Here is a 14,379-nt window from a genome sequence, read left to right as displayed (position 1 = left end):
TCATGGCTGAGTTAAGATGGCATCCTTTGATCAAGGACTGGATTATGATCGCTTCCAACAGGCAGGGCCGCCCGCAGATGCCCAGGGATTACTGCCCGTTCTGCCCGAGCTTCGGCAATGTGCCGGACTACGAAGTAATGAAATACGACAACGATTTCCCCGCTCTTTCGCAGAACCCGCCGGAGCCGGACGACGTTGCGACCGGTTTCTTTAAAGTCCGGCCAAGCTACGGCAAATGCGAAGTGATCTTATACTCTCCCAACCATACGGCAACCCTGCCGGAGCTTTCCGACAGCCATATGAAGAAGCTGGTGGATTTGTGGTGCGAGCGCTTCAACGCGCTGCGCGCCGACGAAAAAATCAAATATGTGTTCCCGTTTGAAAACCGCGGGGAAGTGGTGGGCGTAACCATGCCGCATCCCCACGGCCAGATTTACGGCTACCCGTTCCTGCCAAAAAAGCTGGAACTTGAAACCAACGCGGCAAAAGAGTATTATGAAGAAAGGCACGAGTGTCTGTTCTGCGACATGCTCAAAAACGAGCGGAAAGAGGACCGGCGGATCATTTTCCACAACGAGCATTTTACGGTTTTCCTTCCGTTCTACAGCGAGTATCCCTACGGCGTATACATTATATCGAACCGTCATACGGAATATATGACGAATTTTACCGAAGAAGAAAAAGCGTCCCTCGGCCTGACCATCCGCGACACCGTCGGGATGCTGGACGCCCTGTTCCATTACCGGTTCCCGTATATGATGTGTATGCACAACGCTCCCGTCAACATGGGCGATTATTCAAAGGACTTCCATTTCCACATTGAGTTCTTCCCGCCGATGAGGAGCGCGGAAAAGCAGAAATTCAACGCCTCCAGCGAAACAGGCGCCTGGGCCTGCTGCAACCCGACCTGCCCCGAGGAGACCGCACAGGAGCTCCGCGAGGCATACAAACGTTATAAGGAGAATCAAAAATGAGAGTATTGGTTACCGGCGGCGCAGGGTACATCGGTTCCCACACCTGCATTGAGCTTTTAAACAGCGGATATGAAATCGTGGTAATGGATAATTACTGCAACTCCTCCCCCGACGTTTTAAAGATCGTGGAAAAGCTTACCAGCAAGACCTTTCCCATCTACGAATGCGACATGCTCGACTATGACGGGTTTGAAAAAATCTTTCAGGAAAACAAAATAGACGCGGTCATCCATTTTGCCGGACTCAAGGCGGTCGGCGAATCGGTCGGCAAGCCGCTGGAATATTACCACAACAATCTGGTGGGCACCATCAACCTGCTCCGCCTGATGAAGCGGTACGGGGTTTATCATCTGGTGTTCAGCTCTTCCGCCACGGTATACGGTATGAACAACACCGCGCCGTTCAAGGAGGATATGCCGCTTTCCACCACCAACCCCTACGGCACGACCAAGCTGATGATCGAAACCATGCTGAGGGATCTCTGCGCGGCGGAGCAGAACTGGAAGGTCGCGCTTCTGCGCTACTTCAACCCGATCGGCGCGCACCAAAGCGGCCTGATCGGCGAAAACCCGAACGGAATCCCGAACAACCTGATGCCATACATCATGAAGGTGGCGGTCGGCCAGCTTCCCTGCCTGAGCGTTTACGGCGACGACTACCCGACGCCGGACGGCACCGGCGTGCGCGACTACATCCACGTCTGCGACCTTGCCGTCGGACATCTGAAGGCGCTGGAGAAGCTGCCGCAGATCGACGGGGCGCAGGCTTACAACCTCGGCACCGGCAAGGGCAGCAGCGTACTCGACGTGGTCCACGCGTTTGAAAGGGCAAGCGGCAAAAAGGTCGCTTATAAAATTGCCCCGCGCAGAGCGGGAGATATCGCCGAGTGCTACGCAGACGTCTCCAAAGCGAAAAACGAGCTTGGCTGGAAGGCTGAATACGGCCTTGACGAGATGTGCCGTGACAGCTGGAACTTTATTAAAAACAAATAATCACAGAATTCTGAACAGCGCCGGAGGGGGTAACCGCTCTTCGGCGCTGTTTTTTTATGAAACTCCCTCAGTCAGGCTGCGCCTGCCAGCTCCCTCATAGAGGGAGCCGAAAATCGGTTCGTCCGGATCGCGGAAAATTTTCAGCCATACCCCTGCCTCCCTCTCAGAGGGAGGTGGCGCGCCCGGCGCGCCCGGAGGGAGTCAATCACGCGTAACTGCCTGAGAGCATCGCCGTAGGCGCGTGCCGACCGCATGGTCCGCTTCCTGACCGGCAGGTCCTACTCCTTCAGAATGCTCAGAATTTCGTCGGCGTTGCTCACCGTTACCGCGCGGTAGGGGATACGGATATAATGCTCGTTCTGGATATCCAGCTTCACGGACGGGCTTTCCCCGGTGGCCAGGGCGTAGGACAGGTCGAAGATCGCCTTGGCCTGCCCCTGCGCGTCGTTGAAGACTGTGCCGAACATGCTGCCGTCCTTAATGGCGTTCAGGCCGCTTTCCGTCGCGTCAACCCCCACGATCACAGGGTGCACCTTCGATTTGCTGTCCCTGACCGTGTCGATCGCGCCGAGCGCCATATCGTCGTTGTTGCAGAAAACGACTTCGATCCGGTCGCCGAATTTCGCGAGCCACTGGGTCATTTTCGCCGACCCCTGCGCGCGCTGCCAGTTGGCGGTGTCGTTCGCCAGCTTCTCCACCTGAATTCCCGCGCCGGTAACGGCCTTGATGGAATATTCGGTTCTCAAAAGCGCGTCCTGATGCCCCTGCTCGCCCTCCAGCATGACATACTGAATCTTCCCGTCGCCGTTTTTATCGATCCCGGCGCGGTCTTTCTGAAAGGCTTCCGCAATGATTTCTCCCTGCAGCCGCCCGGACTGGGCCGCGTCCGCTCCCACGTAATACGCCCGCTCCCACAGGCGGATATCCTCTTCCACCGGCTCCCTGTTGAAAAAGATCACCGGGATGTTGGCGGCCTTTGCCTTGTCCACGATCACCGCAGCCGCGGTACGGTCGACCATATTGACACAGATCACGTCGTAATTCTGGGAAATAAAGCTGTCCACCTGATCGTTCTGCAGCGCCTGGCTGGACTGTCCGTCCACCATATTGACCACGATTTTCTTTCCCGACTCGGTCTCCTTCTGCTTCGCCACCCTTTCCAGGCAGGTGCAAAGGCTCGCAACAAAAGTGTCGTCCTTGCGGTAAAGGGAAATCCCGATTTTCACCGTTTCCACCTTTCCCCCGCCCCTGCCCGAATCACAGGCGGCCAGAGGAAGCAGCAGCGCGGCCGCCAGCGTAAAAACCATGATTCTGATAAAGCTTTTCATATTTCTCCCCCATCATCTTACAAACGGAAAAAGCAGCCTTTGGTTGTCGGAATTATACATATTCTCGTGATTCACGATCGCGAAATTAATGCCGGCCTGACCGGCCGCCTGCTTGTTGCTGATTTTTTCCACCGCCGTACGGATGCTGATGTACCCTAAATTGTACTCGTTTTCCACCCCGAGGGAATTGATAATCTTTTCCTCCAGAAGGGAGACCACTGTATTCGTCCGGCCTATCCCGTAAATCTGCACCTGGGCGCTCCCCGTCTTCAGAAGGTCCTTTTCCACTTTCGCGGCTGCTTCCAGCGCGGACGCGTCCAGCGCGACCAGTGTATCGGCGCTGCTGGTCTGCAGCATTCCTTTGACCGTATCGTACGCTTCCTGGGAATCGTTGGGGATTTCCCAGTATTCCATATTGTCTTTGGAGGATTTGAGCGTCTGCAGCACGCCGAGGTAGCGCTGCTGGATATTGCTGGAGTCCATGCTGTTGCGCAGAATGGCGATACGGCCGTGTCCGCCCCCGTTTTTCAGGATCGCCTCCGCCAGAGCGCTGCCCAGCTTCTGATTGTCGCACGAAATGGTGGGCAGATCCTTGATGGTCGTCACCGTGGACTGCATGGCGACCACCGGAATGCCTTTCTGGGCCTTTTCAATCGGCTCCTTCAGATCCGTGGAATTGACGGGAGCGATCACAATGGCGTCCGCACCGTTCTTGATTTCGCGCTGGAGCAGGGAAATCTGTTCCCCCGCGTTGTTTTCCCCCGACAGGGTGATAAAGCTGACCTCCGCGTTAAAATCCCTTGCCGCCTGATCGATCCCCTGCTTGATGGTGGTGCTGCTCTCCGTGCTTTTGCTGTGCCAGATGACGGATATCTCGTAAGGGTCGCTGCTTTTCTTTTCAAAAAACCGATCCCGGTTCAAAATCAGAAAGGAACCCGCAAACGCGAGCAGAATCAGGATAAACACCTTTATTTTGTTTCTGGTCATTTGCTCCCGCCCCCTTCGTTTTCTTCGGCTTCCTCCATCGTTTTCAGCGGCAGATGGATTCTGGCGGTGGTTCCCTCGTCCGGTTCGCTGTAAATGGCGAGCCCGTATTCGCTGCCGAAATAGAGCTGAATGCGTTCCTTCACGTTTTTCAGCCCGATGCCCGAACCCTTCCCGCGCACCTTTGTGGTTTCCTGCGTCAGCAGCGCGTCCGCCTGTTCCTGCGGCATGCCGAGGCCGTTGTCGATGATATCGATATAGAGATCATTTCCCTCCCGGTAAGCTTTAATGCGGATTTCGCCGTCACCGCTCATAAACTCCATGCCGTGATAGATGGCGTTTTCCACCAGAGGCTGGACGATCAGCTTGATGGTGGCGCATTTCAGCGTTTCCGGCTCGGCTGAAATCTCGTAGCTGAATTTGTTTTTATACCGCATTTTCTGAATGGTCAGGTAGTTGCGCACGTGTTCCAGCTCGTCCGACACGGTGATAATGTTCTTCCCCTTGGAAAGGCTGATACGGAAAAGCCTTGCCAGCGCGGTTACCATGGTGACCGCGCCGTCGTACCGCTCGTTTTCAATCATCCAGATGATGGAATCCAGCGTATTGTAAAGGAAGTGGGGATTGATCTGGGACTGCAGCGCGTCCAGCTCGCTCCTTCGCTTGGACTCCTGCTCTGCCACAATGTCGTCCATCAGCCGGCGCATCTGATCGACCATGGAGCGGATCGTCTTGCCCAGATGCTGCACCTCGTAGGAGCCGGAGACGGAAATATCCACCCCGCTCAGATTTCCCCGGTCAAGCTCCTTGACGGAAAGCTCCAGTTCCTTGAGCGGGTTGGCGATGCGGGACGACAGGAACATGTTGACGAAGATCATCAGAAAGATCGCAAAGAAGATAAAGAACAGCGTAAAGAGCCGGAACTGCTGATAATTGGAGGTAATGTCCTGGGTGGGGGTGACGGCAATGATTTTCCAGCCGGTATACCCCGCGGTTTTGACCGTGACCAGCCGCTGCTGCCCCTCAAAGGTTTCGTTATGGTTTCCGTCGTCGTACCTGGCGGCGGCGTAGTTGTTTTCATGAATCAGATTGGAATAGATCAGCTGCTGGCGGGGGTGGTAGATGATCTCCCCGTTCCCGTCAATCAGATAGATATAGCCCGATTCGCCCAGATCGACATTTTTGCAGATCTGTTCGATCCCGCTGAAGTTCATGTCGACCAGCAGAACGCCATGGGTGATCGAACCGGCGCTGGTCAGCTCCACCGAACGGCTGAGCGAAACGACCCACCGGTACTTGTTGTCCGGGTCCACAAACAGGTTCTGCACATGCGGCGTGGAAAAATGGCAGTTTTCAATCTTGCGCGCGGCGTTTTTAAACCAGTTTTCCCCGCTCACGTTGGCGGAGGGCTTCAGCTGCGTCAGCGGCTCGGCGGCAATGACCTCGCCGGAATTGGAGAACACGCCGATGCTGATGAGCAGGTCCCGGTTTGTCTCATAGAGCAGGCTCATATCGTTGCTGATATTGTCCGTAGCCAGATCGGCATTTTTGATCACGCGGTAATACATGGAGTCGGAAATGCGCATCATGTTGCGCAGATAGTTGTCCAGATTCAGGTTGACCTGGTCGACCATACGCGTGCTGTCGTCCGAGACCATTTCTTCGCTGGAGCTGATAAAACGCATGGAGAGGGAACCGCCGACAATCAGCATCCCCACCACCGAAACAGCGGTAAAAGTGATGGAAATAGTAAACTGCAGGCTTTTTTTCTGCAGTAGCTGGGTTATTTTATCGATAAAGTCCCTTGCTTTTTTCCGCATCGTATCAACTCCAGGCCCGCCGCCGTAAAACGGCGCGGCATTTCGCCTACGCTTCAGTTGCTTCTGTATTTTGATGGCGACACACCAAATTTCTTTTTAAAGACATAGCTGAAATAGTTCGGCTCGGTATAACCCACCTTGCCCGCAATGACATAAGTTTTGTCTCCGGTGGTATTCAGAAGGTTGACCGCCTCCTGCAGGCGCACCTCCGTCAGATAAGCGACAAAGCTCATGCCGGTCTCCCGCTTAAAGACCGTCGAAAAGTAGGCGGGGCTGACGTGCAGAAACGAGCAGAGGCTTTCCACGGAAAGATCGCTGTTCTGATAATGCCCCGCGATATACTGCTTTGCGTTCTGCGCAAGCAGCTTGGTGGAATCCACGCGCTCGCGCTTGATCAGCGTGCTGATTTTGGTACAGGAATCCGTGCACCACTGCTTCATCTCAGCCGGCGAATGCAGGGACGCGATGGTGTTGACGTAATTGAAATCCACGCCGAAAATTTCTTCCGTGCTCAGTTCGTACGCGTGCATGACCTTCAGCAGGGAGGTCATCATCTCCATGACATAGATCTGATACTGGCTGAGCGGAAGCAGCAGCGTTTCAAAGCGCGTGAAAAGCGTGTTGATCCGGTCGGCGATTTCCTGCTCGGAGCCCATCTTGATCGCGTTGGTGATTTCCCGCTCGTCGTGCTCGTCGAACTGGAGCCGGACGGAGGTTTCCGGCTCGACATCCGCAATATAAATGGCCTTTCCGGAGCCCATGGCCGCGCTGTAGTCCAGCGCGTTCTGCGCTTCCCGGTAGGAATGGCGGATTTCCGTCAAAGTGGAACACACCGTGCCCACCCCGGCCATGACCTTCACGCCGAGAACCCGCTCAGCGGACTTGCACACCTGGTTCATTCCGTTAATCAGGGAATCGATGCCGCTTTCCGGCTTCAGCTCCGCAATGACCGCAACGCAGTCGGAGTAAAGAAAGCCCGTAAATCCACAGTAATTCCCCAGAATTTCATCCACGGTGCATTTCAGGGAGATCGGGATCAGCTCCTCCTCCCCGTGAAGGGCCGCGTCGGCCTTCGGCGCGGAATCCGCCCGGACAAGCGCAACCGCCCACTGGTCGGCCGCCGTCAGGTCGATCTGCAGAAGCGGTACCTGCGCGCGCAGCCGCTCCTCGGAAATCCGGCCCTCGATCAGGCCGACCAAAAACTGCTCCCGCATGACGGGGAGGCTGTCCATATAATTTCTGCGCAGCGTTTCCACGTCGCGCTTTTCCGCGAACTCCCGGTCAAGCTGCTGCTTCAGCTTTTTCAGCGTTTCCGCCAGCTCATTGGAATTGATCGGTTTGAGGACGTATTCCGCCACATTGATCTTGATCGCCTTCTGGGCGTATTCGAAATCGTCGAACCCGGAAAAGATGATCAGCTTTGCCGACGGCAGGACCACCCGCAGGCGTTCCCCCAGCTCAAGCCCGTCCATAAACGGCATTTTAATGTCCGTCATGACGACGTCCGGGTGAAGATGCTCCGCTTTCTCCAGGGCTTCCAGGCCGTTTTCCGCGTCGCCGACAATGGTGTACCCCAAGCGGGCCCAATCTATCTTACGAATAATGCCTTCTCGTATTTCTTCTTCGTCATCCACAAGAAGAACACGGTAAAGTGCCATAAAATTTTCACTCCAATCGGTACTGCAACTGTGATTATTGTACCATTTTTTTGCCGGATGTGCAATCGATAACTGAGCGCGAACGGCCCGCGCAGTTTTTCTGCACGGGCCGTTCGCGGGAATAGTATGAGACGTAAAAACGGAGAAATCATTTCTTTCTGTACTTGGAAAGATCGATTGCGACAGCGACGGCAATAATAATGCCCTTGATAATCTGCTGCCACATCGGGCTTACGTTGATGAACTGAAGGCCATACTGAATAACGGTAAAGATCAAGACACCGGTTACAATCCCGCGGATCTTGCCGACACCGCCGTTGAGCGAAACGCCGCCGACCACACAGGCCGCGATGGCGTCCAGCTCATAGCCGTTGCCGTAGTTATTCGTAGCTCCCGCGGTTCTCGCCGCTTCCAGTACGCCGCCAACGCCGTAAAGGCCGCTGGCAAGAATAAAGATACACATGATGGTGGCAAATACGTTGACGCCCGAAACGATGGCCGCCTCGCGGTTGCCGCCGATGGCATAGACATTTTTGCCGAACACCGTTTTATTGAGTACGAACCAGATAATACAGGTGGTCAAAAGCGCAATCGGAATCAGCACGGAGAACCCGCCGAAAAAGGATTTGAACAGCTTTGTCTGGCCAAGCGCCGCAAAATCCGGACGGATGCCGCCGATCGGCTGGGAATTGTTCGGGGGCAAATCGAAGTACAGGGAACACGCGCCGTAAATGATAACCTGTACGGCCAGGGTCGCGATAAACGGATGCATGTCGAACCGGGCGACCAGATAGCCGTTTAAAACGCCGAACAGCAGGCACGCCGCCACAGCCGCAACAATGGAAACAATCACCGGGAGCTGCGGAAGATTGGGGTAAAAACGGTTCGCATAGGTTTCCGTCTGCATCATCGATGTGGAAATAACCGCCGCAAGCCCGACCATACGGCCCGCGGAAAGGTCGGTACCTGCAATCAGCAGGGTAAAGCAGATGCCCAGGGCGATAATCAGCCTTGTGGACGACTGCGTCATGATATCGAGCAGAACCTTGATCTGCATGAAACGGGGCTCAATAAAGATGATGACGACCACCAGCGCCAGCAGCGCGAGGATAATCGCGTTGTTTGTCAGGAAGGTCTTTGCCGCTTTTCCCGAAAGCACGACCTCTCCCAGACGCTCTGAGCTGAGCATCTGCATTCCCGCGTAAATACACAGGATGACGCCGATGCCGATCAGGATCAGAGGCATATCATACATTTTCTTGTTATAGACCGCAAGCTTCAGGACGGCGCCGATAGCCGCAACCACAAGGCCGACAACTATGTAAATGATGGCAAATTTTTGCCGGGGGATGACTTTCTCTCCTTGCATCATACGCAACCTCACTTTCAATTTTAACACTACTGGACGAATTTTGTCGCCAGGCGCATAACCTCGATCTGATTGGCTTCGTCACGGTTCAGCATTCCTGAAACCCTGCCTTCGCACATGACCATAACCCTGTCAGACATGCCCAACAGCTCGGGCATCTCGGAAGAAATCATGATGATTGATTTTCCCTGCCGGATCAAATCCAGCATAATCGTATAGATTTCATATTTTGCGCCGACGTCGATCCCGCGGGTCGGTTCGTCCAGAATCAGGATATCCGGATGCGTGAGCAGCCAGCGCGCGATCAGAACCTTTTGCTGATTGCCGCCCGACAGGTTCTGCATCAGGGTTTCCAGCGTGGGGGTCTTGACGTTCAGCTGCTGGTTGGCTTCCTTCGCCGCTTTCTGCCGCCGGCCCTGCTGGAGCACGCCGCTTTTCGCGTAATCCTTCTGGCTGGCGATGACCGTATTGTCCAGAACGGAAAGGATTCCAAACACGCCCGTTGCGCGGCGTTCCTCCGTTAAAAGTGCGATTCCGTGTTTTTTCGCGTCCGCCACGGATTTTACTTTGAATCCCTGGCCGTCCTTTTCCACCGTACCGGATTCAATGGCTCTCAGCCCGAACAGCGCCTCCACCAGCTCGGTGCGCTGCGCGCCGACCAGACCGCCGATTCCGAGGATTTCGCCCCTGTGCAGCTCAAAGCTGACATGCTGGAACGATTTGGGAAGAGGGGAACACAGATCGCTGACCTTGAATACGACCTCGGATCCCGGGGTATGGGTTCTGGGGGGAAAGCGGTTTGTCATATCCCGGCCGACCATCCGGCTGATGATCAGGTCGGTGGTCAGCTCGCTGGAGGGCCATGTGCCGACACCCTGTCCGTCACGCATAATGGTGACCTCGTCCGCGATTTTCAGGATTTCCTCCATCTTATGCGATATGTAAATGATGGCGCAGCCCTTGTCCTTCAGCTGACGTATAATCTTAAAAAGATGTTCCGTTTCATTATCCGTCAAAGATGATGTCGGTTCATCCATGATAATTATCTTCGAATTGTAGCTGACAGCTTTCGCAATCTCAACCAGCTGCAGGTTGGAAGCAGAAAGGCTGCCGGCGAGTACCTCCGGATTGACGTCCAGGTCAATCTCCTTAAAAAGATCCCTGGTTTTGCGGATCATGGCCCTGCGGTCAACCGCAATCCCTCTCATCGGGAAACGCCCCAGCCAGATGTTTTCCATAACCGGCCGGAAACGAATGGGGTGCAGCTCCTGGTGAATCATGGATACGCCCAGATCGAGCGCCTGCTTTGAGCTTGTAATATTTTCCCTTTTTCCGTCCAAAACGATCTCTCCGTCGTCTTCCTGGTAGATTCCGAAAAGGCATTTCATCAGGGTGGACTTCCCGGCACCGTTTTCGCCCATCAGCGCGTGCACGCTGCCTGGCCGCACGTTCAGACTGACATTGTCCAGCGCCTTTACGCCGGGAAACACTTTGGTAATGTTCTTCATCTCCAACACATATTCGCCCATACACCATTCCTCCTTTTTGCTAAAATCAACGGGGAACGCAAAGCGTCCGCTTCGTCATTCCCCGTTGAGCAGTAACCCCTGAAACTACTAATTCAGCCGAGAATTAGTTGAAATTATTTCTGGAAATCTTTGTAGTTCTCAGCCGTTACCTTAACATAAGGAATCCATACATATTTGCCGTCCGTTACTTCGTAGCCGGCTGTTTCTTTGTTGATCTCTTTGCCCTGAGCGGCTGCGACTGCGATGTTCACGGTCGCTTTGCCCTGGTTCTCGCCGTCGTTCAGCACGGTGCCGAGCAGAGAGCCGTCCGCCATTGCTTCCAGTGCGGGAGCGGTAGCGTCAACACCGACGACCGGAATATACTTGGATTTGTCGCCCTTATTGTAGCCCTGTGCTTTCAGAGCTTCGATTGCGCCGAGAGCCATGTCGTCGTTGTTGGCGAGAACGGCTTCGATTTTGTCAAGACCCTGGGAGGAAATGAAGGTGTTCATCAGATCGGTTGCTTTTACTTTATCCCACATTGCGGTATCGGCAGCCAGTTTTACCGGCTCGAAACCCGCGTCTTTAATCGCCTGTACGGAATACTGTGTGCGCAGCGTGGCGTCCTGATGGCCCGGCTCGCCCTGCAGCATCACATACTGGACTTTGCCGTCGCCGTTCTTGTCGGCGTCTTTGTTCGCCTTGAAGTAATCGGCGATCAGTTCGCCGGACATTGTGCCGGACTGCTCCGCCTTTGCGCCTACGTACCAAACCTTGTCGTAGCTCTTCATGACGTCCGCTTCCGGCTCACGATTCAGGAACACGATCGGAAGGCTTGCCGCTTTTGCTTTCTCTACCAGCGGGGCGGCCGCGGTGCGGTCAACCGGGTTGACGGCGAGCGCCGTAACGCCCTTGGTGATAAAGGTGTCGACCTGCTCGTTCTGGGTCGGCTGTTTGTTCTGGGAATCCACGATGTCCAGCGTCGCACCCGTTGTTTCGGCCTGCGCCGTCATATTATTGCGGACGCCCGTCATGAAAGTATCGTCGAATTTGTAGATGCAGACGCCGACGTTCACATCGGACGCATCCGCTTTGCTTTCCGCCGCGCTCTCCGCTGCTTTGCTCTCCGCCGCTTTGCTTTCCGCCGGTGCATTTGCGCAGCCTGCTGCTGCTGAGGCCATCATCAATGTGGCCAGAATCAATGCAACAATTTTCTTCATTGAAAAATCCCCTACTTTCTTTTTGATTGTTCTGTTCGCAAAGTCTTTATTTCTTGTGCTATTGCACAAATTTCAAGACGTTTGCATCGTTCTATTGGATAGTATAACTGCTGTAACCGAAAAAATCCATATGATTTTCTTTTCTCTTCTATTAAATTTCTTCACAGATTTCTCCAAACCGCAGGCGATTCCCTAAAATATATTGGTTATTTTTTATAAAAACTGGAAGAAAATTCAAAGAAAGCGACGGTTTTTGTGACCTGAACAGGAACACGTCTCCTTTCCGCGGCCCAAGCATACCTCCCGACGAAATTTTTGTTGTGCCGGGCGGAGAAAACAGCTATAATAGGGAGGAAAAAATACGGGTTGGGAAGCGGAAAACATGAACGGACAGATCCTTGAAATTCTGAACGGGATCCCGGGCAAAACCGGATTCTATTATAAAAATCTGACGACCGGCGTGGAATGGGAGGTTCGCTCCGAAGAGCCGATGATCGCCGCGAGCGTCATCAAAATCCCCGTGCTGGCGGAGGTTTTCGCGCGGCTGGAAGCCGGCGCGGCCGACAAAAACGAGCTTTACCGGATTCGGGAGGAAGACAAGCTGCCCTCCTGCGGCGCGCTGAACTACATGCACACCGGCTTGGAAGTGACGCTGGAGGACCTGTATACCTTAATGATCATTCTGAGCGACAACACCGCCACCAACCTGCTGATCAAAAAATTCGGCATGGAAAACATCAACCGGCGCATGCGGGGCCTCGGCCTGAACGTCACCACCGTCAACCGCCTGCTTTTTGACGCCGAAGCATCCGCGGCGGGCAGGGAAAACAGGATCTGCGCAAAGGAAATCGGCCTTTTGCTCGAGAAGATGTTCCGCGGGGAGCTGATTTCGCCGAGGGCCTCTCAGGAAATGATTTCTATATTGACAAACCAGCGTTTAAATGGGAAAATGCCGTTTCATTTCAAGGGAAAAGTCAAAATTGCGCACAAGACCGGCGAGGACGGCGGCATTACCCACGACGTCGGAATCGTGTTCGCGCCCCAGCCCTTTGTGGCGTGCTTCTGCTCGAACGAAACGGACGTTCCGCTCTTTGAAAGGGCAATTCAGGACATCACCAAGCTGCTGTACGACCTGCAGCCGGAATGCTGATTTTCAGGCCGGAAACGGGTTTTCGGGCGGATGTGATAACAAAGCTGTAATGAATTTCCTCCCGTTACAGGCGTCATTTTTCCCCTTTCTCACCTTTACAAAAATGCCTTACAGTGATATAATTACCGGTGTATGAATTTTCATAATTGAGAAATTGCATTATTCAGAATAAATATGGAATGCCGGAGGAGGCCCTTTCTTGAAAATAAAGGAAATAGAGATCGGCGAGATTTTTATCCCGCTGGCAACTCCCTTCAAAACCGCTCTTCGCACAGTGGAAAACGTGGAGGACATCGTGGTCAGAATTACCGCCGATACCGGGGAAGTCGGATACGGCGAAGCGCCGCCCACCGCGGTGATTACCGGCGACACGAAGGGCTCCGTCGTCTGCGCCGTCCGCGATTTTATCCGCCCGGCCATTCTGGGCATGGAAATCGAAAATATGGATGGAATCATGGAGAAGCTGCACTCCTGCATCCAGAAGAACACCAGCGCCAAGGCCTGCGTGGACATGGCGCTTTACGACCTGTACGGAAAACGCTACAAAGCGCCGCTCTACCGGCTTCTGGGCGGGTACCGCAAAGAGCTGGAGACCGATCTGACCATCAGCGTCAACCCGATCGGCGAGATGGTGCGCGACAGCGTAGCCGCGGTGAAGCGCGGCTACCGGATTTTAAAGACGAAGGTCGGCAAGGAAGGCGTAAAGGATATCGAGCGCATCGCCGCCATCCGCGAAGCGGTGGGCAAAGACGTGAAAATCCGCGTGGACGCGAACCAGGGCTGGACCGCCAAGGAAGCCGTCCGCATCCTGACCGCGATGGAGGACCGCGGGCTGGACATCGAGCTGTGCGAGCAGCCGGTGAAGGCGCACGACCTCAACGGAATGCGCGCCGTGACGCAGGCCGTTTCCACCCCTATTCTGGCGGACGAAAGCGTGTTTTCCGCCGAGGACGCGGTGGAAATCATCCGCACGGGCGCGGCGGACCTGATCAATATCAAGCTGATGAAAACCGGGGGCATTTACGGCGCTCTGAAAATCTGCGCAATCGCGGAGACCTACGGCGTGGAGTGCATGATCGGCTGCATGCTGGAAAGCAAGCTGGCTGTCAGCGCGGCGGCGCACCTTGCCGCGGCGAAGGGCATTATCACCCGCGCCGACCTGGACGGCCCGTCCCTGTGCAAAACCGACCCGTTTGAGGGCGGCCCCGACTTTCTGGAAAACCGGATCGTCATGAACGACCTTCCCGGCATTGGGATTCAATCCGTTCCCGCATTCAAAGAGGACGGTAAATAAGACACCCGCCGCCCTTTTATCATAACAGGCAGCCTGCAGCAATTCCATTTCCGTTTGCGGGAGAAACGCAAACTTGTTGCAG

General features: G+C 54.6%; 11 protein-coding genes. 4 read left to right on the top strand and 7 right to left on the bottom strand.

The annotated features are described in order from the left end of the window. Positions 1 to 2: 2 nt before the first annotated feature. Both galT and galE read left to right on the top strand, forming a co-directional pair. A complete protein-coding gene (gene galT, locus ACRQV7_RS01585; RefSeq protein WP_275717741.1) occupies positions 3 to 974 on the top strand; it encodes a galactose-1-phosphate uridylyltransferase in 972 nt (323 codons plus the stop codon). Continuing rightward, positions 971 to 1,966, top strand: coding sequence for a UDP-glucose 4-epimerase GalE (gene galE / locus ACRQV7_RS01580; protein WP_444659166.1), 996 nt, complete (start codon positions 971 to 973; stop codon positions 1,964 to 1,966). Before galT ends, galE begins: the two co-directional genes overlap by 4 nt. Positions 1,967 to 2,244: 278 nt before the next feature. Here galE and ACRQV7_RS01575 read toward each other — a convergent pair whose 3' ends face one another. The 7 genes from ACRQV7_RS01575 to ACRQV7_RS01545 form a co-directional block, all read right to left on the bottom strand. Next, positions 2,245 to 3,294, bottom strand: a complete 1,050-nt coding sequence (locus ACRQV7_RS01575) for a galactose ABC transporter substrate-binding protein (RefSeq protein WP_444659165.1) — start codon at positions 3,292 to 3,294, stop codon at positions 2,245 to 2,247. A gap of 12 nt (positions 3,295 to 3,306) precedes the next feature. After that, a complete protein-coding gene (locus ACRQV7_RS01570; RefSeq protein ID WP_444659164.1) occupies positions 3,307 to 4,281 on the bottom strand; it encodes a substrate-binding domain-containing protein in 975 nt (324 codons plus the stop codon). Next, positions 4,278 to 6,098, bottom strand: a complete 1,821-nt coding sequence (locus ACRQV7_RS01565; protein ID WP_444659163.1) for a sensor histidine kinase — start codon at positions 6,096 to 6,098, stop codon at positions 4,278 to 4,280. The genes ACRQV7_RS01570 and ACRQV7_RS01565 overlap by 4 nt, the downstream gene beginning before the upstream one ends. 53 nt (positions 6,099 to 6,151) lie before the next feature. Then, positions 6,152 to 7,756 (bottom strand): response regulator, encoded by a 1,605-nt coding sequence (locus ACRQV7_RS01560; RefSeq protein ID WP_444659162.1) that lies wholly within the window; start codon positions 7,754 to 7,756, stop codon positions 6,152 to 6,154. A 148-nt stretch (positions 7,757 to 7,904) separates the two neighbouring features. Next, positions 7,905 to 8,945, bottom strand: a complete 1,041-nt coding sequence (gene mglC, locus ACRQV7_RS01555) for a galactose/methyl galactoside ABC transporter permease MglC (RefSeq protein WP_444660186.1) — start codon at positions 8,943 to 8,945, stop codon at positions 7,905 to 7,907. A gap of 209 nt (positions 8,946 to 9,154) precedes the next feature. After that, positions 9,155 to 10,654, bottom strand: coding sequence for a sugar ABC transporter ATP-binding protein (locus ACRQV7_RS01550; protein WP_444659161.1), 1,500 nt, complete (start codon positions 10,652 to 10,654; stop codon positions 9,155 to 9,157). A gap of 113 nt (positions 10,655 to 10,767) precedes the next feature. Continuing rightward, positions 10,768 to 11,853 carry a galactose ABC transporter substrate-binding protein gene (locus ACRQV7_RS01545; RefSeq protein ID WP_444659160.1) on the bottom strand — a complete coding sequence of 362 codons (1,086 nt, stop codon included), beginning with the start codon at positions 11,851 to 11,853 and terminating at the stop codon, positions 10,768 to 10,770. Between the two features lie 382 nt (positions 11,854 to 12,235). Here ACRQV7_RS01545 and ACRQV7_RS01540 point away from each other — a divergent pair, with 382 nt between their 5' ends. Beyond that, positions 12,236 to 13,003 carry a serine hydrolase gene (locus ACRQV7_RS01540; RefSeq protein ID WP_444659159.1) on the top strand — a complete coding sequence of 256 codons (768 nt, stop codon included), beginning with the start codon at positions 12,236 to 12,238 and terminating at the stop codon, positions 13,001 to 13,003. Positions 13,004 to 13,202: 199 nt separating this feature from the next. Further along, positions 13,203 to 14,297, top strand: a complete 1,095-nt coding sequence (locus ACRQV7_RS01535; protein WP_444659158.1) for a dipeptide epimerase — start codon at positions 13,203 to 13,205, stop codon at positions 14,295 to 14,297. The last annotated feature ends 82 nt before the right edge of the window (positions 14,298 to 14,379 follow it).

Source organism: Caproiciproducens lactatisolvens (assembly GCF_052443335.1).
Taxonomy (GTDB): domain Bacteria; phylum Bacillota; class Clostridia; order Oscillospirales; family Acutalibacteraceae; genus Caproiciproducens.
Note: the sequence above shows the minus strand (reverse complement) of the source record. Positions and strands in the feature narration are given on the sequence as shown.